The sequence below is a fragment of the Salinisphaera hydrothermalis C41B8 genome, from assembly GCF_000732535.1.
Taxonomy (GTDB): Bacteria; Pseudomonadota; Gammaproteobacteria; order Nevskiales; family Salinisphaeraceae; genus Salinisphaera; species Salinisphaera hydrothermalis.
In genome coordinates this window covers 70,107-93,803 of record NZ_APNK01000013.1, presented here as the reverse complement: position 1 = coordinate 93,803, position 23,697 = coordinate 70,107, and the positions used below count along the sequence as shown (strand labels likewise).

Below are 23,697 nucleotides of genomic sequence, written 5' to 3'. Positions count from 1 at the left end.
GTAACGCCGACTACTTCTTCCTCAAAATCAAAGCCGCGTTTCCCGGTAAAGTGCGATGAACCTGAAAAAAGCCCCCGCCGTGGCGGCGAGGGCTTTTTCAATCGACAACGACGAGCGACGGCTCAGGCCAGCTTGCGGTGCTTGGCCTTGGCCGAGCCTTCCGAGGCGCTGCCGAGCCGGCGTTTACGATCGGCTTCATAGTCCTGATAGTTGCCTTCGAGGAAGACCACGTCGTCGTCCTCGAACGCCAGGATATGCGTGGCGATACGATCCAGGAACCAGCGATCATGCGAGATCACCAGTACGGCGCCGGGGAATTCCAGCAGGGCTTCTTCCAGCGCGCGCAGGGTTTCGACGTCCAGGTCGTTGGTGGGCTCGTCGAGCAGCAGGGTGTTGCCGCCTTTCTGCAACAGCTTGGCCAGCTGCAGCCGGTTGCGCTCACCGCCCGACAGTTCGGACACGCGTTTCTGCTGGTCCGACCCCTTGAAGTTGAAGCGGCCGATGTAAGCGCGCGACGGGATCTCGTAGTTGCCGATGGTCAGGATGTCCTGTTCGTTGGAGACTTCCTGCCAGACGGTCTTGTCCGAGTTGAGTTCCTCGCGTGACTGCGTGACGTAGGCCAGGTCGACCGTATCGCCAACGCGAATTTCGCCGGAATCCGGCTCTTCCTCGCCGTTGAGCATGCGGAACAGCGTGGTCTTGCCGGCGCCGTTCGGGCCGATGATGCCGACGATCGCGCCCTGCGGCACCTTCAGCGAGACGTTCTCGTAGAGCGTGCGGTCGCCGTACGACTTGGTCACGTCGTTCATCTCGAACACGAGATCGCCCAGGCGCGGGCCCGGCGGGATGTAGATCTCGTTGGTTTCGCTGCGTTTCTGGTATTCGCGCGACTGGAGTTCCTCGAACTGGCGCAGGCGCGCCTTGGACTTGGACTGCCGCCCCTTGGCGTTCGAGCGCACCCATTCCAGCTCGGACTTGATCGCCTTCTGGTGGGCGTCTTCGGATTTCTGCTCCTGTTCGAGGCGTTTTTCCTTCTGTTCCAGCCACGAGGAGTAGTTGCCCTGCCAGGGGATGCCGTGACCGCGGTCGAGCTCGAGAATCCAGCCGGCGACGTTATCCAGGAAGTAGCGATCATGGGTGACCGCGACGACGGTGCCGTCGAAATCCTTGAGGAAGCGCTCGAGCCAGGCGACCGATTCCGCGTCCAGATGGTTGGTCGGCTCGTCGAGCAGCAGCATGTCGGGCTTGGACAGCAGCAGGCGACACAGCGCCACGCGGCGGCGCTCGCCGCCCGACAGGTTGTCGACGTGGGCATCCCACGGCGGCAGGTTCAGGGCTTCGCCGGCCCGATCCAGCGTGTTGTTGATCTCCCAGCCGTCGACCGCGTCGATGGCTTCCTGCAGTTCGGCCTGTTCGGCCAGCAGGGCTTCGAAGTCGGCGTCGGGCTCGGCGAACGCTTCGCTGATCTCGTTGAAGCGCGCGAGCTGTCCAGCGACGTCGCCCAGGCCTTCCATGACGTTGCCGCGCACGTCCTTGGAGGAATCCAGCTCCGGCTCCTGCGGCAGATAGCCGATGTTGATGCCGGGCATGGGGCGGGCCTCGCCCTCATATTCCTTGTCGACCCCGGCCATGATCCGCAGCAGCGTCGATTTGCCCGCACCGTTGTAGCCCAGCACGCCGATCTTGGCGCCGGGGAAGAACGATAGCGAGATATCGCGCAGGATGTGCTTTTTCGGCGGGACGACTTTGCCCACGCCATTCATGGTGTAGATGTACTGGGCCATAGGATGCGCGTGCAGTGAAAACAAGTAGACCGGCAAGTGTAGCCAAGTTTGGCGGCCGATACACGGATCGTGATTCGCACGCGGGCGTGATGCTAAGAATATAACCAAATGGTCTTGAAACTGCTCTTCAAAATAACCGAATAGCTTTTAAAATCTCCGGCAAGTCATTCATGGCCGACGCAACGGCTGCTACTTCACCCCGTGAGGTTTTGTCTTATGGATATCGATACCGCCAAGGTCAACGCCGAGCTCGCCGGTCGGCATCCGCAGGAAATCGTGAACTGGGCTGCCGGCCTGGACGGTCGCACCATCGTGACCACCAACTTCGGTCCGTACGAGGCGGTGATCCTGCACATGGCCGTGCAGGCGCAGCCGGACATGGACGTGGTCTGGATCGATTCCGGTTATGCCACGCGCAAGACCTATCTGTTCGCCGAGAAGCTGATCAACGATCTCGAGCTGAACGTGCACGTGTTCAATCCGCTGATGTCGGCGGCCCGTCGGGATGCGCTCATGGGCATTCCGGACGTCGACGATCCGCAGCATGAAGAGTTCACCCATCAGGTCAAGCTCGAGCCGTTCGGCCGTGCCATGCGCGAGATGAGCCCGGACGTCTGGCTGACCGCGGTGCGCCGCGATCAGACCGCCTTCCGCCAGGGCATGGACATCGTGTCGCAGGATAAGGCCGGCGGCGTGATCAAGGTCGCCCCGGTGCTGGAATGGACCGAGATCGACATGGAGCGCTATCTCATCGAGCACGGTCTGCCGAACGAAACCAACTACTACGACCCGACCAAGGTGCTGGGCAACCGCGAGTGCGGCCTGCATAACCGCTTCTCGGCCTGATCCGGGCCCGTTTCGGACTCAAAGAGCGCATGGGGGCGACCCATGCGCTCTTTTTTTGCCCAGCGTTTATAGCGTGCGGGGTTTGGAACATCCGCTCCACGATTGGCGGAATGGATTAGCGGCATCCGTGGCATCGAGGCGTAGCAGTATGGCTCTCTTCGTTCCCCAAGGCGTTTATCCGCAGATTGCGCTGATGACACAGATAGCGGTTAACCGTTCGAGACAAGAGGTCTATCGTGGCGTCGTATGACGCTGCGCTTCGTTCCTCAAGGCATTTGTCCGCAGACCTGCACAGATCTACGCAGATGGCGGTTAATCGTTAGGGACGCCAGCTCGGCCGGGGCGCGAAAGACGGTATGCGCTTCGTTCTTTAACGCGTTATTCGAGTCGCAAGCTTCGTTCGATTCCGCTGCTTGTTCGCGCCTCGAATCGGCTATGCCGCGAAAGCAAAACCGAATCTGTGTTGATTTGCGGACAGTTCTCTTCGATGAACGAAGCCGAAAATGCGACGGCGCCCCGCCACAGACGTAGGTCGGCTTAGGCCGCAGGCCGTAAGCCGACATGACCGATCGGGCCATCACTTCTGGAATGGCATCCATGTCGGATTACGCCTCGCTAATCCCGCCTACAAGACTTTGAGCCCGATCGACTCTACAGCTCGTTCGCGCCTCGAATCCTGCTACGTCGCAAAAGCACAACCGCATCTGCGTGAATCTGTGTCGATCTGCGGACCGTGTTCTTGAGGGAACTGCAGCGAGGACGAGGCGTTCAATCCCCAGACTAATGTCAGAAAGCGGGCGACGTGATGCTGATGTCCGGGGGCGTGTTCTTGTCGTCGCCTTCATCGGCGCCGCTGGCCGAGGGTTGTTCGTCGAGTGCGGCCGGCTTTTTATGCCGTTTCTTGTTGGTCATCCAGGTGAGGATGTCGTAGTACGCTCGAATATTGCTGACGTACGCTGCGGCCTGTTTGCCTTGGGCGTAGCCATAACGGGTGTGGGCGAGATAGCGTTTTTCCGTGAGCCAGCCCAGGGCCTCACGTAGATTCACCCAGACGTTCGGGTTACGCCCGGCCCGCTTGAGTAGTCGACGTGCATCGAGGACGTGGCCCAGGCCCAGGTTGTAGGCCGCGAGCGCGAACCAGGTGCGGTCCGGTGGTTTGACGGCCTTGGGGAGTCGCTTGCGCAGCTGCAACAGATAGCGCGTGCCGCCATCGATGGATTGCTGCGGGTTGCTGCGATTGTCGATATCCATGCGCTGGGCGGTGTCGCGGGTCAGCATCATGATGCCGCGGACATTCGTGGGGCTGGCCGCTTTGGCGTTCCAGCGCGACTCTTGATACCCGATGGCGGCGAGTAGCCGCCAGTCGACGCCGTACTGCTGGCCGGCCGCTTTGAAATAGGATTTCCAGTGCCCCAGCCTGTTCTTGACCTGACGCGCGAACTCGGCGCCGCCGACGAAGCCGAGCTGGGCGGCGTGCCCGAAATAGCGGTCGTGCAGGATCTTGATCTGACCCCTGGACTTGGCCTGTTCGAGATAAGCGATCGCTTTGTTGTACAGCCCGTCAGGCCGTCTGCCGCGATCGAGCCCGCGAAACGCCCAGGCCATCTGCTGGCGGATGTGCTGCAGCGTGAAGCCGACGCGCAGTTTCGGATAATAGCGCTGATTCATGGCCACGACGTCGGCGTTGGCCACGGTCGCATCGATATCGCCATGCGCGATGCGCGCCATTAATTCTTCGGTATTGGCCGTGTGATCGACCGTGAAGTGCAGATCGGGATGGCGCTGGCGCAGCCAGTCCGCCAGGGCGGTGTCGTCGGGTAGCACCAGATGCCCCGAGAGATCGGCCAGTTTCTTCGGTTTGTTTTCGTGTTGCCGATAGACCGCGTCGAGCTTGCTGCTGAGATAGGGCGGCGTGAAGCGAACACGCGCGTCGCGTGCCGGGCTGATCGCGAGCCCGGCGCCGATCTGGGCACGGCCGGTTTCCACGGCGTGCATGATGGCCGCCCGATCGGGCACGACCACCATCTTGAGTTTTACACCCAGCGATTTCGCGAAGCCGCGGGCCAGATCGTACTCGAAGCCCTTGGGACCGTGCGGGCCCAGGTAATAAGTGGTGGCGGAGTTGATGGTGGCCACGCGCAGTACGCCGCTGCGTTGAACCTGGGTCAGCGCGTCGGGCCGATGCACGCAGGTGGTCAACAGCGCGCCGCCGCCGATCAGTACGATCAGCGCGAACAGGTGGACGAGACGACGTCCTCGATTTTGATTGGTGGCCGCGCGCCGCGGTCCGGCGCCCGGCCCGCGGGTTGTATCGGGCACGTTCTGAAAATAATTATCGAATCAAGTGTTGGGAAAGCGATCCGGATCGTTTAAGATACGCGACTTCGCAGCCGGGGTCAGTGTTGATACCGACAGCGAAGGAACAACGGAGAGGTACCGAAGCGGTCATAACGGCACCGACTCGAAATCGGTTGGGGGCTAACCGCCCCACGTGGGTTCGAATCCCACCCTCTCCGCCATTTCTCTATCCGATCATCGATCGACTCGCCCCATGGCCAACGCCGATTCCCATCGCCGGTTGTATCGCGTGGCGTTCTACAATCAAGGCGAAGTCTACGAGGTTTATGCGCGCTCGGTATCCCAGGGCGGGCTGTTCGGTTTCGTCGAGATCGAGGCGCTGGTCTTCGGCGAACGCACCACGCTCGTGATCGACCCGGCTGAAGAGAAGCTGGCCGAGGAGTTCTCCGAGGTCAAGCGCAGCTATATTCCCATGCATTCGATCATCCGCATCGACGAAGTCGAGCGGCGCGGCACGGCCAAGATCACCCCGGCCGACAGCGATTCGAAGGTGCGTCCGTTTCCGGTCTATACCCGACAGGGGCCCGGCTCGGGAGGCCACGGCTCCGGCTCGAACACCTAGATGACGGCCATGCGCTTCGCCCTGTTGGGCAGTGGCAGCAAGGGCAACGCGCTGGTGGTCGAGCAGGGCGCCACGCGGCTTCTGATCGATTGTGGCTTTTCCGCGCGCGAAATCGAAAAGCGTCTGGCCCGGCTGGAACTGACGCCTGGCGATATCGACGCCATCGTGATCACCCACGAACACGATGATCACTGGAAGGGCGTATCGCGTTTCTCGCGCGCCCACGATCTGCCGGTCTGGCTGACACCCGGCACCCAGGCGGCCAAACCGGGCAGCGAACTCGCGGCCACCGAGCTGTATTCGCCGCACGAACCGTTCGCCATCGGCGATCTGGAGCTTTTCCCCTATCCGGTGCCACACGACGCGCGCGAACCCGCGCAGCTCGTGATCGGCAACGGCGAGCATCGACTGGGGGTGCTGTCCGATATCGGCCACGTTACGCCGCATGTGCGTGCCATGGTCGACGCCTGCGATGCACTCATCATTGAATCCAATCACGATCCGGACATGCTGGCGGGCGGACCGTATCCGCCCAGCCTCAAGGCACGCGTGGGTGGTCGTCTCGGCCACCTGAGCAATGCCGAGGCCGCCGCGCTGGTATCGGAAATCGATACCGGCGCGCTCCAGCATGTCGTGGTCGCGCATCTGTCCGAATCCAACAATCGCCCGGACCTGGCCCGGGCCGCGCTTGCCGAAGCGCTGGCCTGTACGCCGGACTGGGTGCATGTCGCCAACCAAAACGAGGGTCTGTCGTGGCGGAGTCTGGTCAATCGATAACTGCGGTCGAAATCTATGCCGGCGAGGCCGCGCTGGCGGACTTCGAACGCGAGCGCCTGGTCGCGGGTCTGCGCCGTGCCGGTCTCGATGTGGCCGACGTGGACGCGCGCGCGATCTATATCGCCGCGTTTTCCGAAGAGCCGGACGACAAGACGCATGAGCGGCTGAACCGCCTGCTGGCAGTCGACGGCGATGCACCGCGCGCCGAAGGCGTGGTGGTCGTGCCGCGTCTGGGCACCGTCTCGGCCTGGTCGAGCAAGGCCGAGGACATTGCGCACAATAGCGGCATCAAGACGCTGGTGCGGCTGGAACGCGCGCTGGTCTATCGCTTTGGCGGCGAGGCGCCGAGCACGGCCGCGCTGACCGAGTCCGGTGCGCTGCATGATCCGATGACCGAATCGCTGGTCGACGACTGGGCGCTGCTGAATACGCTGTTCACTGTCCCGGAACGCCGCCGTCTTCGGCGCGTGCCGCTGGCGCGCAAGGGCATCGAGGCCTTGCGCAGCGCCAACCGCGACTGGGGCCTGGCGCTGGCCGAGGAAGAACTCGAGTATCTCGCCGAACAGTACGCCGCGCTCGATCGCGATCCGACCGACGTCGAGCTCATGATGTTCGGCCAGATCAACTCCGAGCACTGCCGGCACAAGATTTTCAACGCGGAATTCACCATCGACGGCGAAACCCAGACCGCCTCGTTGTTCGACATGATCCGCAGTTCCTACAAGGCGGCCCCCGAGGGCGTCTTGTCGGCCTATCGGGACAATGCGGCGGTCGTGGCCGGGCCGGCCGCGACCCGCATGACGGTCGGCCGGGACCGGACCTATCGCCTGGTCGAGGAAGACGTCCATCTGTTGATGAAGGTGGAAACCCATAATCATCCGACCGCGATCGCGCCAGCGCCGGGTGCCGCGACCGGCTCGGGCGGAGAGATCCGCGACGAGGCCGCGACCGGCCGCGGTGGCAAGCCGAAGGCCGGGCTGGCCGGTTTCTCGGTTGCGGATCTGCGGCTGCCGGGCGATATCAAGCCCTGGGAAACCGACGCCGACGCGCCGGGCCATCTCGCCAGCGCGCTCGACATCATGCTCGAAGGGCCGATCGGCGCCGCGCGCTATAACAACGAATTCGGCCGGCCGGCGCTGGGCGGTTATTTCCGCACCTTCCAGTACGAATCCGAGGCCACCGGCCTGCGCGGCTTCGCCAAGCCGATCATGATTGCCGGCGGCATGGGCAACGTACGCCCCGGCCATGTGGAAAAACACGAAGTGCCGGTCGAAGCCTGTCTGATCGTGCTCGGCGGCCCGGCCATGCTGATTGGCCTCGGCGGCGGAGCGGCCTCGTCGATGGCCAGCGGCACGGGCTCGGAAGCGCTCGATTTCGCCTCCGTGCAGCGCGCGAATCCGGAAATGCAGCGCCGTGCGCAGGAAGTGATCGAGGGTTGCATCGCGCTCGGCGAGGACAACCCGATCGCCTCGGTCCACGATGTTGGCGCAGGGGGGTTGTCCAACGCGTTGCCGGAGATCATCGACGCCGACGATCGCGGCGGCTCCATCCGCCTGCGCGATATTCAGTCGGCCGATCCGAGCCTGTCGCCGATGGAAATCTGGTGCAACGAATCGCAGGAACGCTATGTGATTGCGATTCCGGCCGATGCCATCGAGGTGTTCGAGAAACTGGCCGCGCGCGAACGCTGCCCGTATGCGATCGTGGGCCGGGCGACGGCCGAGCCCAATCTCGTGGTCGAGGACGGCGAGGCCGCCACGGCGGAAACCGCGCGTCCGGTCGACATGCCGATGGGCGTGCTGCTGGGGCGTACGCCGCGCATGCAGCGCGAGGCGCAACACGCCACGCCGGCGCTGGCCGCCTGGGATCGCAGCGGCGTGAATATCGCCGAGGCCTTCGAACGCGTGCTCCAGCTGCCGACGGTGGCGAGCAAGTCCTTTCTGATCACGATTGGCGATCGCAGCGTGGGCGGCATGACCGCGCGCGACCAGATGGTCGGGCCCTGGCAGGTGCCGGTGGCCGACGTCGCCGTGACCACCACGGCCTTCACCGGCGATACCGGCGAAGCCATGGCCATGGGCGAGCGCAGCCCGGTGGCGCTGATCGATGCGCCAGCCTCCGGCCGCATGGCGGTGGGTGAAGCGATCACCAATCTGGCGGCCGCCCGGATCGACAAGCTCACCGACGTCCGCTTATCGGCCAACTGGATGGCCGCCTGCGGCGATCCGGCCGAAGACGCCCGGCTGTACGACACGGTGCGTGCGGTCGGCGAAGAACTCTGTAGCGAACTCGGCCTGGCAATTCCGGTAGGTAAGGATTCGTTGTCCATGCGCGCAAGCTGGGACGGCGAGAACGGGCCGCGCACGATGAGCGCGCCGGTCTCGCTCGTGGTCTCGGCGTTCGCACCGACGGTCTCGGCCCGCGCGACGCTCACGCCCCAACTCGTGTCGCCCGAGCGCACCGAAAGCCGGCTGATCCTGGCCGATCTCGGCGCCGGCCGGAACCGACTCGGCGGTTCGGCCGTGGCCCAGGTCTATGGCGCGCTCGGCAATCGTGCGCCGGATCTGGATTCGGCCGCCACGCTCGGCGGGTTCTTTCGTGCCGTGCAGACGCTCGCCGCGGACGGCCGGATTCTGGCGTATCACGACCGCAGCGACGGCGGTCTCGCGGCCTGCCTGGCCGAAATGTGTTTTGCCTCGCGCCTGGGCGTGGATGTCGGGCTTGACGAGCTCGACGGCGATCCGCTCGCGGCCTTGTTCGCCGAAGAACTGGGGGCCGTGCTTCAGGTTGCGGCGAGCGATGTCGATGTCGCGCTCATCACCCTGCGCGATGCGGGTGTGGCAGCGACGGACATTGGCAGTGTGACCTCGACCGACCGCATCGTGGCGCGCCAAGGCGACGCCGAAGTATTGTCGGTGTCGCGGGTCGATGCCCAGCGTCATTGGGCGGCGACCAGCCATGCGATGGCCGCGCTGCGCGACGATCCGGCCTGCGCGGATGCCGAATACGACACGCTGCTGGATACCGCCGATCCCGGATTGCCGGGTAAGCCAAGCTTCGATCCGGCCGAGGATGTCGCCGCGCCGTATATCAACACCGAGCGGCCGAAGGTGGCGATCCTGCGCGAGCAGGGCGTGAACGGGCATAACGAGATGGCGTTTGCGTTCACGCGCGCCGGGTTCGATGCGATCGACGTGCATATGTCGGAGATCGTATCGGGCAAGGTGCGGCTTGCCGACGTGCAGGGCGTGGCGGCCTGTGGCGGTTTCTCTTATGGCGACGTGCTCGGCGCCGGCCAGGGCTGGGCCAAGTCGATCCTGTTCAATCGCAATGCGCGTAAGGCGTTCGCCGATTTCTTCGCCCGTGACGAGACGTTCGCGCTGGGCGTATGCAACGGCTGCCAGATGCTGGCGGCGCTGTCCGAGCTCATTCCGGGCACTGACGGCTGGCCGTCGTTCGTGGCCAATGCCTCGCGCCAGTTCGAGGCCCGCACCAGCGGCGTCGAAATCCTCGATTCCAATGCCGTGCTGCTGGATGGCATGGCCGGCTCGCGCATGCCGGTCGCGGTGGCGCATGGCGAAGGGCATGCCCGTTTCGCCGAGGCCGGCGACCTCGAGCGGCTCGTCGCGGCCGGCCAGGTGGGCATGCGCTACACCGCCAATGCCGGCGGCGCGGCCGAATCCTATCCGGCCAACCCGAACGGCTCGCCGGGTGGGGTCACCGGGCTGTCGAACGCCGACGGCCGTGTATTCATCTGCATGCCGCATCCGGAGCGGGTGACGCGCACGGTCAATCTTTCCTGGGCACCGGAATCTTGGGGCGAGGCCAGCCCCTGGGCGCGTCTGTTCGCCAACGCGCGTCGATTCGTCGGGTAGAAAACGGGCGTCAGGGCCGAGCGGTGCCTCGCCGCTCGGCCCTGACGTTTGACGTGCCCGGCGATCGCCGCGATGAGCCGTGCGCCGATGAGTAACGGCGCGTGGCGTGCTGGGGCGACGCACGAGGCCAGCTCGGAGACGAGCGCGCCCCGGGCCGCGAACGATCGTGCTTGGGCGGCGGCTGTCGCGTGATCTACGATAAAGCGTGAGTCGCGGCGGTGCCGCCTGGGCCCCGTTGGTTGCGTTGTATCGAGGAAACGTAGATGTCCCGTCGATCGAAGATGAAGTGGATCGGTTCGTGTCTGGCCATGGTTGCGGCGCTATGGCTGGCCAGCGCATCGGCGGCCGGTTTGTCGATCCAGTCGTCGGCGTTCAAGAACGGACAGCCGATTCCCAAGCGTTTCAGTTGCAGTGGCGACAACCAGTCGCCGCCTTTGACGTTTGCCGGTGTGCCGCGTAACGCCAAAAGTCTTGCGCTGATCGTAGACGACCCGGACGCGCCGTCGGGCCTGTTCACGCACTGGGTGTTGTACAACATGGCGCCGGATCTGGTGGTGCTGGCGCCCGGCGCCAGCGACCAGCCGCTGCCGGGGCCGGCCGTGACGGCGAAAAACAGCACGCATCACGCGAATTATCACGGTATGTGTCCGCCGCCGGGTGACGGAATCCATCACTATCACTTCAAGTTGTTCGCGCTGGATACGCGCCTGCCGTCGGATCTGGCCAATCGCGCGGCGCTCGTGAAAGCCATGAAGGGCCATGTCATTGCCCATGCCCAGATCGTCGGCACCTTCAAACGACCGTAGCGACCCATCGACGGTAAGCCCGGGCGCGGTGGTGACGCCCGAGCGATGCTGCAGGTTTCCGGACAAGAGCCCCGTATGAGCGTAGACGCCGAACATCCGATCGTTTTCCAGCCGTCGCAAGACGCGATCGAACACAGCCGCCTGGCCGACTATGTCCGCTGGCTGGCCCGGCGCGATGGCATGCCGCGTTTCGCAGTCGACGATTATGCCGGGCTGCATGCCTGGTCGATCGCGGAGCCGGCGTCGTTCTGGGCTAGCCTCTGGGATTATTTCGGCATCGTCGGCGACCGCGGCGAGGGCGACGTGCTGGATACGCTCGAGATGCCCGGCGCACGCTGGTTCACAGGCGCGCGGCTGAACTTCGCCGAAAATCTGCTGCGCGAAGCCATTGCCGGCGATCCGGATCGCACCGCGATCACCGCGCTGTCGGAGGCGCGGGCGCCGATCACGCTGAGCTACGGCGAGCTGTATCGCCAGGTCGGCGCGTTCGAGGCATTCCTGCGGGCCTGCGGCGTACGGGCCGGCGATCGCGTAGCCGGTGTGGTTGCGCATACGCACGAACCAATCGTCGCCTTGCTGGCCTGTGCCAGCCTGGGGGCAATCTGGTCGTCGGCGTCGCCGGACTTCGGCGTGTCCGGCATCGTCGACCGGTTTGCGCAGATCGAGCCTCGCGTGCTCGTGACGGTCGACGGCTACAGCTATGGCGGCAAGATATTCGATCGCGCCGATCGCATTGTCGAATTGCGCGAGCGTATCCCCTCGATCGAACACGTCGTCGTTACCGACAACACGGGCCGCGGGCAGGCGTTGCCGGATGACGCCGATGTCACCCGCTGGGACGACGCGCTGGCCGCGTACGCCGGTGCCGAGCCGAGTTTCGATCGCGGCGCGTTCGATCGGCCGGTTTATATCCTGTTCTCCTCGGGCACCACGGGCGTGCCCAAGTGCATCGTGCACGGCGCGGGCGGCGCGTTGATTCAGCACGTCAAAGAGCAGGTGCTGCACGGCGATCTGGGCCGCGACGATGTCTTTTTCTACTTCACCACCTGTGGCTGGATGATGTGGAACTGGCATGTCTCCGGGCTGTTTACCGGCGCCGAGCTGATCACCTACGACGGCAATCCCGGCTTTCCCGATCTGAACATGCTGTGGGCCATGGCGGCGACGCGCGGCGTGACCCATTTCGGTACCAGTGCGAAATGGCTCGGCGCCTGTCGCAACGCCGGGTTGGCGCCGGGGGGGAGGCATGATTTGTCGGCGCTGCGCGTGATCTTCTCGACCGGGTCGCCGTTGCTCGATGCGGACTACGACTGGGTGTACGCCGAGGTGAAACCCGACGTACTGCTGGGCTCGATTTCCGGCGGTACCGACATCGTGGCCTGTTTCGTCGGCTCCTGTCCGACGCTGCAGGTACGCCGCGGCGAGATTCAGTGTCGCCTGCTGGGCGTGGCCGCCGAGGCGTACAACGAAGCGGGTGAAGCGGTCATCGACGAATGCGGCGAGTTGGTCTGTACTCAGCCGATCCCGTCGATGCCGGTTGCATTCTGGAACGATCCCGATGGTGCGCGCTATCGGGCCGCGTATTTCGAGCGCTTCCCCGGCGTCTGGGCGCACGGCGATTTCATTGCCTTCAGTCAATCGGGCGGGGCGGTAATCTATGGTCGCAGCGATGCCACGCTGAATGTGGGCGGCGTCCGCATCGGCACCGCCGAGATCTATCGTCAGATCGAGCCCATGCCCGAAATCGCGGACTGCCTGGTCGCGGCGCAGGCAACCGGGGAGGACGATCGTATCGTCATGCTCGTGGTGCCGGCCGAAGGCCATGTCGTCGACGATGCACTGCGCGATGCGATCCGCCGCCGCCTGCGCGAACAGGCCAGCCCGCGGCACGTGCCGAAGCTCATCGTCGGTGTCGAGGCCTTGCCCTACACGCGCAGTGGCAAGAAGGTCGAGGTTGCCGTGGCACGCCTGCTTAACGGGCGCGAGGTCGAGCAATCCAGCGCGATCGCCAATCCGGAATCGTTGGTCGCCATCGCCGAACACCCGGAGCTACGTCGTTCGTAAAAAAAGCCGGGCCGTGATTCGGCCCGGCTTCCCGGCGACATGGGCAACGCCGCGGGCGCTCACCGCAGCGGGATAACGTCGTCGAGTGCGCAGAAGTCGATGATCGCCCGCATCTGGGTCGGCGCGTTGGCGAAAACCAGGGGCGAGCCGGCCTGGTCGGCGTCGCGGATCCATTCCAGCAACAACGCCACGCCAGCGCTGTCGGCCCGGGTGACGCCGCTCAGATCGATTACCGTGTCGCGGCCCTGCTCGAACCAGCCGGCCGAATTACGCAGGCGGGTCGGTACGCTCTCGGCATCCAGCTGGCCTTCGACCTGAACGGTGTGCACGTCGCTTTCGCGGGTCTCGCTCACGATGGGTAGCCTAGGAATTACCGTCGTAGCGGTTTTCCAACTGCTCGATGAACTTTTCGAGGCCTTCGCGACGAATGGCCGAATTGAACTGGCCGCGATAGTTGGTCACGAACGACAGGTTGCCGACGCTGCCATCGTAGACTTTCCACTGATCGTCGACTTCGTGCAGCTGTAGGCTCACCGGGGTGTCCTGCCCGTTGGGCGAATGGATCACGGCGTTGAAGGTCACGTTCTTGGCATTGTCCGCCGCGCGCACGGGTTTGTACTCGATCTTCACATTGTCGTTGAAGCCGAGCAGGGCGCTGCCATAGGTCCGGATCAGCATGTTCTTGAACGCGGTCTGGAAGCGCTTGCGCTGCTCCGGCGAGGCCTGACGCCAATAGCGGCCGAGCACCAGTTGCGACATATAGGGCAGATCGATCAGCGGTACCAGGTCGCGGTTGATCAGCGCATGCAGTTCCTGCGGATTGTTGCGCAGCTCGGCGCGACGGCCGTCGAGGTCGTTGAGCACCTTCTGCACGGTTTGCCGGGCGAGTTGTTCCGGCGGCGTCGGGCTGGCGCTGGCCAGAGCCGGCGCCATGAGCGCGACCGTGATAAAGGGGATGAGAACGCGAGTCCAACGCATAGCGGGAGTCCCTAGGCTGATAGATCGTCTAATTTCAAGGAGTTTGTTTCATCGCCCTGAATCTGTCCTGAAGGCCGCCCTGGCGCCGATCGATCGTCGAGGCCGCAGACTCCAGCATAAAGGCGGCCCATCGGCTCAACCACCGGCGCCTTGGGCGGCCGGCGAGCTGGAACCCCCCGCGCCTGGACCGCCGCCCGAACCGCCGCCTCCACTATCGGAGGAGTCGCCGCCGGACATCCGGGTCATGAACTGGCCGATCAGGTTTTCGAGCACGATGGCGGACTGGGTGATGATGAACTTGTCGCCGTTCTTCATGTTCTGTGTCGAGCCACCGGGTCCGACGCCAATGTACTGATCGCCGAGCAGACCGGAAGTGAGGATGGAGGCATCGGAATCCTTCGGGATCTTGTACTGATCCTGGATACGCAGGGTCGCGACCGCGCGATACGTCGTCTGGTCCAGTTTGATATCGGTCACGCGGCCGATGCGCACGCCGGCCAGCTCGACGGGCGCGCCCACCTTCAGGCCGCCGATGTCGTTGAACGCCGCGGTGACGGTATAACCCTCGGCGCTGCCGGTATTGGCCAGATCGCTCACCCGCAGGGTCAGGATGAAGATCGCGGCGATTCCGAGACAGACGAATAACCCGACCAGAAGCTCGACGGCTCTTGATTGCATAGCGTCTTTCCTTCAGCTAACCGCTGAACATTACGGCGGTGAGCATGAGATTGGCGGCCAGAATGGCCAGCGAGGCGATGACCACCGTATTGGTGGTGGCCCGCGAGACCCCTTCCGAGGTTGGCGGCGCGTGATAGCCCTGGAATACAGCAACCCAGGTGATGATGGCGCCGAACACGCCGCTCTTGATGAAGACGTTGAGAATATCGCGGTTGAATTCGACGCTCGACTGGATGCCATTCCAGTAGGCGCCGGCGTCGACGCCCAGCATGTCCACGCCGACGAAATAGCCGCCACCGGCGCCGATGGCCATGACACAGAAGATACAGGTCAGCAGCGGCATGGCTATGACACCGGCGAGAAAACGCGGCGCGACGATACGACGCACCGGGTCGACCGCCATCATTTCCATGCCGGAGAGCTGATCGGTGGCCTTCATCAGGCCGATCTCCGCAGCCAGCGCGCTGCCGGCACGCCCGGCGAACAACAGGCCAGTCACCACAGGTCCGAGTTCGCGGACCACGACCAGTGCCACGGAGGTGCCGAGCGCGTTTTCGGCGCCGAAATCGGCCAGCGCGCGATAGCCCGATAGCGCCAGCACCATCCCAACGAATATACCGGCCACGACCACGATCAGCAGCGACAGTACACCGACCGAATAGATCTGCTCGATCACCAGCCGGGGCTTGGCCAGCAGAGCCGGGAGCGAGGCGATGATGCGGCCGAGAAACAGGGCGCTTCGGCCCAGATCGGCCAGCCAGCCGAATAGCGTGTTGAAAACACGCGTGAGCCGATTCATGTGCGGTCTCCGCCCAGCAGGTCTTCGGCATACGGTGTATCGGCATAATGGAACGGCACCGGGCCGTCCGGGGAGGCCGTGATGAACTGCTGCACCCAGGCCGAGTCGGAATGCCGAATATGCTCCGGATCGCCGTGGTCGATGACGTGTCCGTCCGAAATCACGTAAACATAGTCGGCGATGCCGAGTGTTTCCTTGACGTCGTGACTGACCACGATCGAGGTCAGCCCGAGCACATCGTTGAGGCGACGAATCAGGCGTAGCAGAACGCCCATGGAGATCGGGTCCTGCCCGGCGAAGGGCTCGTCGTACATGATCATTTCGGGGTCGAGCGCGATCGCGCGGGCCAGCGCCACGCGCCGGGCCATGCCGCCCGACAGCTGCGCCGGGGCGAGATCGCGCGCACCGCGCAGCCCCACGGCCTCGAGCTTCATCAGCACGATATCGCGGATCAGACGCTCGGGCAGTTTCGTGTGCTCGCGTATGGGAAAGGCCACGTTGTCGAACACCGAAAGATCGGTCAGCAGGGCGCCGGACTGGAACAGCATGCCCATGCGCTTGCGCTGTTCGAACAAGGTTTTCTGCGACATTCCGGTGACCGACTGGCCGTCGAAATGCACGCTGCCGGAATCCGCGCGCCACTGTCCGCTGATCAGGCGCAACAACGTCGTTTTGCCGGTGCCCGACGGCCCCATGATCGCGGTGATTCGCCCGCGCGCGATGTCGATATCGACGCCTTGATAGATGACGCGGGAGCCGAGCCGGAAATGCAGGTCGCGCACTTCCACCAGATTGTCGGTGGTGCTCGTCGTCGCGGTAGAGTCGGTCATGGGCGAGATTGGGACTCGGATGCGCGCCAGCCTATCAGATCGGCTCGCGTATCCGACGAATCTATGCGGGCCAGCCCGAGTTCGGTGCACAACTGCGCGCCGAGATCATCGGCGACGCGGTCGAGATCGCTCGGCCCGCCCAGATCGGCGATCTGGGTCATGGCCAGACCGTGATAACCACAGGGATCGATACGCGAGAACGGCTCCAGGTCCATATCCACGTTCAACGCCAGCCCGTGATAGCTGTTCGAGCGCGATACGCGCAGGCCGATCGAGCCGATCTTTGCAGCGCCTACATACACGCCGGGCGCATCGCGTTTCGCATAGGCTTCGATATCGTAGCCGGCCAGCGTCGCGATCATGGCGTTTTCCAGCGCCGTGACCAGACTGCGGATGCCGATGCCCAGCCGTTTGAGGTCGAGCATGACATAGGCCATCAGCTGGCCCGGCCCGTGATACGTGACCTGGCCGCCGCGATCGATCGGCACGACTTCGATGTCGCCCGGGGCCAGCACATGTTCGGCGCGGCCGTTGCGGCCCTGCGTGAAAACTGGGGCGTGGTTGAGCAGCCACAACGCATCCGGATCTTCCGAGCCACGCTCGGCGGTAAAGCGTTGCATGGCCTGCCAGACGGGACGATAGGGTTGCGGTTGCCAGCCGAAACGGCGAAGGACGACGGGCGCGGCGCTCACAGCGACATCAGCACCTGCTCGTGATCGCTCAGGTCCTTGTAGATGGCGTCGAGCTGCGCCTTGCTTTTGGCATTGATCGAGGCCGTCACCGCAATATAGCGGCCGCCGCTGGATTCGCGGCTGGATAGATCGCCCGTGGTCAACTCCGGCGCGTGCGCCTTGATCAGGGTGTACACCGTCTGTTCGAAAGCGGTGCCGTGGCGGCCGAAGGCCTTGATGGCGAATTCGCAAGGGAATTCGAGCAGGGTTTCATCGTGGGTATCGGACATGGCTTTACTGTGCCCCGGGGCCAGCGTAGTCGTCCAGCCGCCCGCGACGGGGCGGGCGGCCGGGCGGCGACTTACTGGAACATCATCAGAATGTCGTCGATGAATTGCGTGACATAACCGCCCTCGGCGATCGACTTGCCGGCATACAGCGGCTCTTCCTTGAGCGTTTTGTCGTTGTACTTGATCAACAGCGTGCCCAGACGCTCGCCTTTCTTGATCGGCGCCGTCAGATGGCTCGGCAGCTTGGCGCTGGTCGACAACGAGTCGCGCTGGCCGCGTGGGTAGGCCACGTAGACCGGCCCGTCGGCGACGACCGGCAGTTCACTCTCCGCACCTTTCCAGACGCGGATCTGGGAAATTTCCTTGCCCTTGTCGAACAGCTTGCCGTCGTCGAAGAAACGGAAGCCATAGCTGATCAGCGCCTCGCACTGGCTCTTACGCGCGTTTTCCGAGTTGGTGCCGGTGACCACGGCGATCACACGCATGCCGTGATCCTTGGCCGAGGCCGCCAGGTTGTAGCCGGCCGATTCGGTATGGCCCGTCTTGCCGCCGTCCACCCGCGGATCGGACCACAACAGGGTGTTGCGGTTGTACTGCTTGATGCCGGCGTAGGTGAACGATTTCTCGTGGAAGTACTGGTCGTACAGCTTGGGGAACTTCCGCACGATAGCCGCGTACAGCGTCGCGATGTCGCGCGCGCTCATATAGTGATCCGGATGCGGCAGCCCGTTCACATCCATGAAATGACTGTTCGTCATGCCCAGCTGCTTGGCGTACTGGTTCATGTAGTCGGCAAACGTCGACGTCGTGCCGGCAATGTACTGGGCGAGGGCGACGGCTGCATCGTTACCCGACTGCGTGATCAGACCTTGTAGCAGGTCATCCACCGACACCTTGTCGCCGACCTTGAGAAACATCTGCGAACCGTGGATCTCCCAGGCTTTTTTGGAGACCGTGACCATGTCCGAGGGCTTGAGATTACCCTTCTTGATCTCGTCGAAGACGATATAGCAGGTCATCAGCTTCGTGATGCTGGCCGGTTCGATCCGTTTGTCGGGATTCTTGGCCGCCAGAACCTGGCCCGAATTGTAGTCGACCAGAATATAGCTCTTCGCGCCCAGGGAGGGGGCGCTCGGAATCGGCAGACTATTATTGTCGGCCGCCGACGCGGCGACGCTGACCAGCAGGGCCGCGACGAACAAGAACAGGCGTTGGGCGTGATGCATCAGGCTCGAACTCTTGGCGGACATGTAATGCAGGGGTAACGGCAAAGTTTAGCGTCTTGCTGGCGACGCAGCTAACGTTTGATCTCGCGCACGGGGAACCCGGCGTCGGCGAGCTGCTGTTTCGCTCGCTGCTGCGCAGCCAGCGAATTGAAAGGCCCGACGCGGACACGATACAGCCTCATGCCGGCTGAAGGGGGAATGACCGCTACCGGGCCGGCGCCAGTCGCCCTGGCTTTGGCCTTGGCGCGGCTGGCGTGCCCGGCCGATGAGAAGGCGCCGATCTGCAATGGCGCGGCGTTGGCGACGCGCCGGGAGGATGCGACCGATCCGCTCGTGCGTGGCGTCGCGGCGGGCGCGTTCCGGGCGATAGGCGCGCCGGATGTCGTGTGGCCGGTATCCGCATCCTCGGGCGGATTCTCCGCCCGGCGCAATGGCACCGCAGGGCCGCTCGACGGTTGGCTATCCGGGTCCGGCTGGTTGATCGTGGCCGGTGTCACCGTGCGGATACGAACCGGCGCGCTACCTTCCCCGACGATGCCCAGACGGCGCGCGGCGACATACGACAGGTCGATGATCCGCCCTTTATGGAATGGCCCGCGATCGTTGATCTTGACCACCACCTGTTTGTGGTTGTCCAGGTTGGTGACGCGGACCCAGGTCGGTATCGGCAGGCGTTTATGGGCCGCGGTCATAGCGAACATGTTGTACGGCTCGCCCGAGGACGTACGACCACCGTCGAACTGGCGGCCGTACCAGCTGGCCAACCCGGTCTGGGTAAAGCCCTTGGCACTCTTGAGCACGTAGTAACGCTTGCCGAGCGCGGTGTAGCTGGTCGGGTTGCCGTATTTCGAAGGTGGCACGTTCTTCGGTACCGCGTCGTGGACCTTCGACCAATCAATGTGCGTATCGTCGGGCGGGCCGTCGTTTTGGTAATACCCGCCGCCGCGTGATTTATGCGCTGGCGGGCCGCTGGCGCAGCCGGCCAGCGCCAGCAGTCCGCCAAGAACCACCAGCCCGCTAATTCGGCGCATGGTGCTCACGAGCCCACCGCCGGATGGGTGAAGGCCTCGATCTCGCGGCCGAGCTGATACACCGCCATCGCGTAGAGCGGGCTCGTATTATAAGTCGTGATCACGAAGAAATTATGCTCGGCGAGCCAGTATTCCGGCCCGTGCGGTCCGGTGAACTTGAGCAGGCCGACCCGGGTATTGGCGGTCGGCGAATTCGAGACCTGTACGCCCTGGGCTCGCAACTGGGCCCAACTGTACTTCGGCTTACGCGTACTGGTCTGGATGCCGTCGATGACCTTCGGATCGGATAACTCGGCGGGCTGGGCAATCGGTTCGCCGCGTTGCCAACCGTTCTTGGCTAGATAATTGGCGACCGAGTCGATGATGTCGGCCGGCTCGTGCCACAGATCGCGCTTGCCGTCGCCGTTGCCGTCCACAGCATAGGCCGCATAGCTCGAGGGCATGAACTGACCGAGGCCCATGGCGCCGGCATACGAGCCAACATCGTACGTGCAGTCGAGCTTCTCATCGACGCACAGCGTGATGAATTCGCCCAGTTCCTTGGTGAAGAACGCCGACCGTTCCGGATAGTCGAACGCCAGAGTGGACAAGGCATCGAGCACACGATCCTTGCCGATATAACGACCGTAGCGTGTCTCAACCCCGAGGATGGCGGCGATCATGTAGGCCGGCACGCCGTACTTGGCTTGCGCTTTTTCGAATAATTTGCGGTGGGCGTTGATATAGGCCGCGCCCTGGCGCGCGCGTTTGGGTTGGACGAAGATCGGGCGGTAATCGGCCCAGGTCAGCGTTTTTTCCGCCGGCTTGCGCATCTTGGCGATGATGTCGGGCTTGTACTTCGCCTGTTCGAGCAGTTTCCGCGTGGTGGCCTTCGGAATCCCCTTGTCGCGATGCAGACGATCGATCAGCTTGCGGCCGGCAGCCGACTGCGCGTAGTGGCCGTGCGGCGTATCGGCCAGCGCCGGGGGCGCGGTCAGCGCGAGCGCGATAAGCGGCACCAGGGCCGCGCCCAGCGCTCGTTCGATCGTGGGAATCGTCATGTCGCGAGCAACTTCCGGTGGGTGTGAATCGACATCAGAATGCCGAACGAAGCCAGCAGCATGACCATCGAGGTGCCGCCGAAGGAAATCAGGGGCAACGGAACCCCGACCACGGGCAGCAGCCCGGCGACCATACCCATGTTCACGAACGCGTAGAAGAAGAACGTGAGCGACAGGCTGGCAGCGGTCAGCCGCTGGAATGTGTCCTGGCTCTTGATCGCGATGAACAGCCCGCGCGCCACAATGAAACCGTAGATTGCCATCAGGCCGAGAACGCCAAACAGGCCGGTCTCCTCGGCGTAGACAGCGAATACGAAATCGGTGTCGGATTCCGGCAGGAAGTCGAGATGGGCCTGGCTCCCATTGAGCCAGCCCTTGCCGAACACGCCGCCCGAGCCGATCGCGATCTTGGACTGGGTGATGTGATAACCAGCGCCGAGGGGATCGCGCGCAGGGTTGAGGAACGTCAGCACGCGCTGTTGCTGATAATCATGCAGGTTGAACCACACCAACGGCGCGGCGGCGGCAGCGAGAACCAGCAGCAACAAGATGATGCGCCAGCGCAGTCCGGCAAAGAACAGCGCGAACCCGCCGCCCGCGATGATCAGCAGGGCGGTGCCCAGATCCGGCTGTCGCACGACGAGCGCGACGGGTATGGCCATGATGACGCCGGCGACCAGGATGTCGGTCAACTTGGGTGGCAGGCTGCGATGATGAAAATACGCTGCGATCGTCAGGGGGACGACCAGTTTCGAGATCTCCGACGGCTGAAAACGCACCACGCCGAAGTCGAGCCAGCGCTTGGCTCCCATGGCCGCGTCGCCGAGCACGAGGGTGGCGACCAGCAGAATCACGCCCAAAATGTATACCCAAGGCGCGGCCACCCGATACCAATGCGGTGGCACCTGGGCCAGAGCGATCATCGCGAACAAGCCGATACCCACGCGAACGGCCTGATCGATCACGACGTCCTCGGAACGTCCCGAGGCGCTGTACAACACGAACAGCCCGAGCAAGGCGCAGCACAGCAGCGCGGCGAATAGCTGGACGTCGATGCGCCAGTGCGCCAGCCAGGCGGATAGCGTCGCAGGACGTTCGTGGGCGGTCGTGCTCATGAGTCGGTCTTGGATTTGTTCCCGGAGTAATTGACCTGAAGCGTCTTGCTATCCGGCAGGCTGTCGAGATAACTGTCGATCACACGGCGCGCGATCGGGCCGGCTACGCTCGACCCGCCGCCGCCGTGTTCGACCAGCACCGCGATCGCGATCTTGGGGTGCTGGATCGGGGCGAAGGCGATGAACAGGGCATGCTCGCGCAGCCGATGTGGAATGCTGTCGAGATCGGGCGCGACTTCGTTCTGCGGCAGGCCGGCGACCTGGGCGCTGCCCGACTTGCCCGCGATCGGATACTTGAGATGCTGGCCGACATAGTAGTGGGCCGTGCCGTGGGGATTGTCGACTACGCCTTTCATTGCGTTGATGACGATATCCCAGTGGCGCTTATCTTTGAGTTCGATCGGCGGTAGCGCCTTCGGTTTGTAGTCGGTCGTGGTGTGAGTCTGTGGATCCTTCCAGGCCTTGAGCACATGCGGTTTGTAGGCGTGGCCGCGCTCGGCGATCTCGCTCACCGCCTGGGCCAGCTGCAGCGGCGTGGCGGTCATGAACCCCTGGCCGATCACGGTGATCAGCGTCTCGCCCGGATACCACGGCAGATGTCGATTGCCATGCTTCCATTCGCGTGACGGCATGATGCCGGCGTTCTCGCGCGGCAGGTCGATGCCGGTTTTCTGGCCGAAGCCGAACATCGAGCCGTAGCGGTAGATGTTGTCGATGCCGAGCTTCATGCCGAGCTTGTAGAAATAGACGTCGGAGCTGCGTTCGATCGCCTGGGTCAGATCAATCCAGCCCTGCCCGGAGCGTTTCCAATCGCGGTAGCGGTGATTCGAGCCGGGCAGCGTGATGTAGCCGGGGCACCAAACCTTTTTGTTCGGATCGATGACGCCGGTTTCCAGCGCGCCGATGGCCATGAACGGTTTGACCGTCGAGCCGGGCGGATACTGGCCCTGGAGCGCGCGGTTGTACAACGGCTTGTGCGGATTGTTGAGTAGCCGCGTGTAGTTCGCGTGGCTGATGCCGTCGACGAAAAGGTCCGGGTTGTAGCCGGGCTTGCTCACCATCGCCAGCACGCCGCCGGTGTTGGGGTTGAGCGCGACCACGGCGCCATCCTGGTCGCCCAGCGCGTTGTAAGCCACTTTTTGTAGCGCGGAATCCAGGGTCAGCACGATACTGTCGCCGGCGGTGGCCGGATGCATGTCGAGTTGGCGCAGCGCCCGGCCGGCCGCGTTGGTCTCGACCACGCGCGAGCCCGGGTATCCGTGCAGGCGCGACTCGTAGGACAGTTCGACGCCCGCCTTGCCGATATGCGAAGAGCCGCGGTAGCGTTTTTTGTTGACGTCGGCCAGATCGGATTCGGTGATGCCGCCAACGTAGCCGACTAGATGCGAGGCGTACTTGCCGAGCGGATAGTTGCGCGTAAGACCGGCGCGGATATCCACACCGGGGAAACGATCACGATTGACCTCAAACCGGGCGACCTCGCTCTGCGTCAGGCTTAGCCGGATCGGCGTGCCGCGAAACGAGGGGGTCTGCTTCTCGCGCGAATAGAAGCGCTGCTTGTCGGCCTCGCTGATGTTCACGATCTTCGACAACCGCGCGATGGTCGACTTGACGCTGTCGCTGACCTGTTCGGGCACGATTTCCAGCCGATAGGCCGGTTCGTTATTGGCCAGGAGGTTGCCGTGTCGGTCGTAGATCAGGCCGCGCACCGGGGGCACGACTTCCACGCGCATGCGGTTATCCTGCGAGCGCGTCTCGTAATAGCCGTGCTTGTAGACCTGCAGATAGACCACGCGCGCGATCAGCATGCCGATCAGTATCAGCAGCAACAGACTGGCCGCGACCGTGCGAATAAGAAACAGGCGCCGCTCGGCCGCGTGGTTTTTGATTGCGTCGTCCGCGGCCATATCCGCTCGTCGTTACCCTGATGTTCGGCATGAGACCGTCGTGGCACGATCCACTGCGTG

20 protein-coding genes and 1 tRNA gene are annotated in these 23,697 nt (G+C 63.8%); 7 read left to right on the top strand and 14 right to left on the bottom strand.

What is annotated here, in order from left to right:
• Positions 1-122 precede the first annotated feature (122 nt).
• Positions 123-1,784, bottom strand: coding sequence for an energy-dependent translational throttle protein EttA (ettA, locus tag C41B8_RS10425; protein WP_037337519.1), 1,662 nt, complete (start codon positions 1,782-1,784; stop codon positions 123-125).
• Between the two features lie 216 nt (positions 1,785-2,000).
• On the opposite strand from ettA, the gene C41B8_RS10420 reads away from it, so the two are divergent.
• Positions 2,001-2,630, top strand: a complete 630-nt coding sequence (locus C41B8_RS10420) for a phosphoadenosine phosphosulfate reductase domain-containing protein (RefSeq protein WP_037337516.1) — start codon at positions 2,001-2,003, stop codon at positions 2,628-2,630.
• A 786-nt stretch (positions 2,631-3,416) separates the two neighbouring features.
• Here the strand turns inward: C41B8_RS10420 and mltF are convergent.
• Positions 3,417-4,949 carry a membrane-bound lytic murein transglycosylase MltF gene (gene mltF / locus C41B8_RS10415; RefSeq protein WP_051883378.1) on the bottom strand — a complete coding sequence of 511 codons (1,533 nt, stop codon included), beginning with the start codon at positions 4,947-4,949 and terminating at the stop codon, positions 3,417-3,419.
• A 108-nt stretch (positions 4,950-5,057) separates the two neighbouring features.
• Between mltF and C41B8_RS10410 the strand changes: the two genes are divergently transcribed.
• From C41B8_RS10410 to C41B8_RS10385, 6 genes are all read left to right on the top strand, one after another.
• Positions 5,058-5,149 (top strand) — tRNA-Ser (locus C41B8_RS10410).
• A 32-nt stretch (positions 5,150-5,181) separates the two neighbouring features.
• Positions 5,182-5,550: a DUF1820 family protein gene (locus tag C41B8_RS10405; protein WP_037337514.1), complete on the top strand. Its 369-nt coding sequence runs from the start codon at positions 5,182-5,184 to the stop codon at positions 5,548-5,550.
• Positions 5,551-6,327: an MBL fold metallo-hydrolase gene (locus C41B8_RS10400; protein ID WP_198025150.1), complete on the top strand. Its 777-nt coding sequence runs from the start codon at positions 5,551-5,553 to the stop codon at positions 6,325-6,327.
• Positions 6,303-10,202, top strand: a complete 3,900-nt coding sequence (gene purL, locus C41B8_RS10395; protein ID WP_051883377.1) for a phosphoribosylformylglycinamidine synthase — start codon at positions 6,303-6,305, stop codon at positions 10,200-10,202. The genes C41B8_RS10400 and purL overlap by 25 nt, the downstream gene beginning before the upstream one ends.
• Before the next feature lie 263 nt (positions 10,203-10,465).
• Positions 10,466-11,008 (top strand): YbhB/YbcL family Raf kinase inhibitor-like protein, encoded by a 543-nt coding sequence (locus tag C41B8_RS10390; RefSeq protein ID WP_198025149.1) that lies wholly within the window; start codon positions 10,466-10,468, stop codon positions 11,006-11,008.
• Positions 11,009-11,083: 75 nt separating this feature from the next.
• Positions 11,084-13,072, top strand: coding sequence for an acetoacetate--CoA ligase (locus tag C41B8_RS10385; RefSeq protein WP_037337582.1), 1,989 nt, complete (start codon positions 11,084-11,086; stop codon positions 13,070-13,072).
• Between the two features lie 59 nt (positions 13,073-13,131).
• Here the strand turns inward: C41B8_RS10385 and C41B8_RS10380 are convergent, their stop codons facing one another.
• The 12 genes from C41B8_RS10380 to mrdA form a co-directional block, all read right to left on the bottom strand.
• Positions 13,132-13,425 carry an STAS domain-containing protein gene (locus tag C41B8_RS10380; protein WP_037337511.1) on the bottom strand — a complete coding sequence of 98 codons (294 nt, stop codon included), beginning with the start codon at positions 13,423-13,425 and terminating at the stop codon, positions 13,132-13,134.
• A 10-nt stretch (positions 13,426-13,435) separates the two neighbouring features.
• Positions 13,436-14,050, bottom strand: coding sequence for an MlaC/ttg2D family ABC transporter substrate-binding protein (locus C41B8_RS10375; RefSeq protein ID WP_084188811.1), 615 nt, complete (start codon positions 14,048-14,050; stop codon positions 13,436-13,438).
• A gap of 135 nt (positions 14,051-14,185) precedes the next feature.
• Positions 14,186-14,728, bottom strand: coding sequence for an outer membrane lipid asymmetry maintenance protein MlaD (mlaD, locus tag C41B8_RS10370; RefSeq protein WP_037337510.1), 543 nt, complete (start codon positions 14,726-14,728; stop codon positions 14,186-14,188).
• Positions 14,729-14,744: 16 nt separating this feature from the next.
• A complete protein-coding gene (gene mlaE / locus C41B8_RS10365; RefSeq protein WP_037337507.1) occupies positions 14,745-15,527 on the bottom strand; it encodes a lipid asymmetry maintenance ABC transporter permease subunit MlaE in 783 nt (260 codons plus the stop codon).
• Positions 15,524-16,357: an ABC transporter ATP-binding protein gene (locus C41B8_RS10360; protein WP_051883374.1), complete on the bottom strand. Its 834-nt coding sequence runs from the start codon at positions 16,355-16,357 to the stop codon at positions 15,524-15,526. Before C41B8_RS10360 ends, mlaE begins: the two co-directional genes overlap by 4 nt.
• Positions 16,354-17,049 carry a lipoyl(octanoyl) transferase LipB gene (lipB, locus tag C41B8_RS10355; RefSeq protein ID WP_051883373.1) on the bottom strand — a complete coding sequence of 232 codons (696 nt, stop codon included), beginning with the start codon at positions 17,047-17,049 and terminating at the stop codon, positions 16,354-16,356. The genes C41B8_RS10360 and lipB overlap by 4 nt, the downstream gene beginning before the upstream one ends.
• Complete coding sequence (locus tag C41B8_RS10350) at positions 17,046-17,318, bottom strand: YbeD family protein (protein ID WP_037337504.1); 273 nt, start codon at positions 17,316-17,318, stop codon at positions 17,046-17,048. The genes lipB and C41B8_RS10350 overlap by 4 nt, the downstream gene beginning before the upstream one ends.
• 71 nt (positions 17,319-17,389) lie before the next feature.
• A complete protein-coding gene (locus tag C41B8_RS10345; protein ID WP_232226040.1) occupies positions 17,390-18,589 on the bottom strand; it encodes a D-alanyl-D-alanine carboxypeptidase family protein in 1,200 nt (399 codons plus the stop codon).
• 26 nt (positions 18,590-18,615) lie between these two features.
• Positions 18,616-19,575, bottom strand: a complete 960-nt coding sequence (locus tag C41B8_RS20675; protein WP_198025148.1) for a septal ring lytic transglycosylase RlpA family protein — start codon at positions 19,573-19,575, stop codon at positions 18,616-18,618.
• A gap of 5 nt (positions 19,576-19,580) precedes the next feature.
• The gene (gene mltB / locus C41B8_RS10335; protein ID WP_037337499.1) at positions 19,581-20,615 is read right to left on the bottom strand and encodes a lytic murein transglycosylase B; all 1,035 of its coding nucleotides are present in this window, start codon (positions 20,613-20,615) and stop codon (positions 19,581-19,583) included.
• The gene (gene rodA, locus C41B8_RS10330; protein ID WP_051883370.1) at positions 20,612-21,730 is read right to left on the bottom strand and encodes a rod shape-determining protein RodA; all 1,119 of its coding nucleotides are present in this window, start codon (positions 21,728-21,730) and stop codon (positions 20,612-20,614) included. The genes mltB and rodA overlap by 4 nt, the downstream gene beginning before the upstream one ends.
• Positions 21,727-23,637, bottom strand: coding sequence for a penicillin-binding protein 2 (gene mrdA, locus C41B8_RS10325; protein WP_084188809.1), 1,911 nt, complete (start codon positions 23,635-23,637; stop codon positions 21,727-21,729). Before mrdA ends, rodA begins: the two co-directional genes overlap by 4 nt.
• Positions 23,638-23,697: the final 60 nt, after the last annotated feature.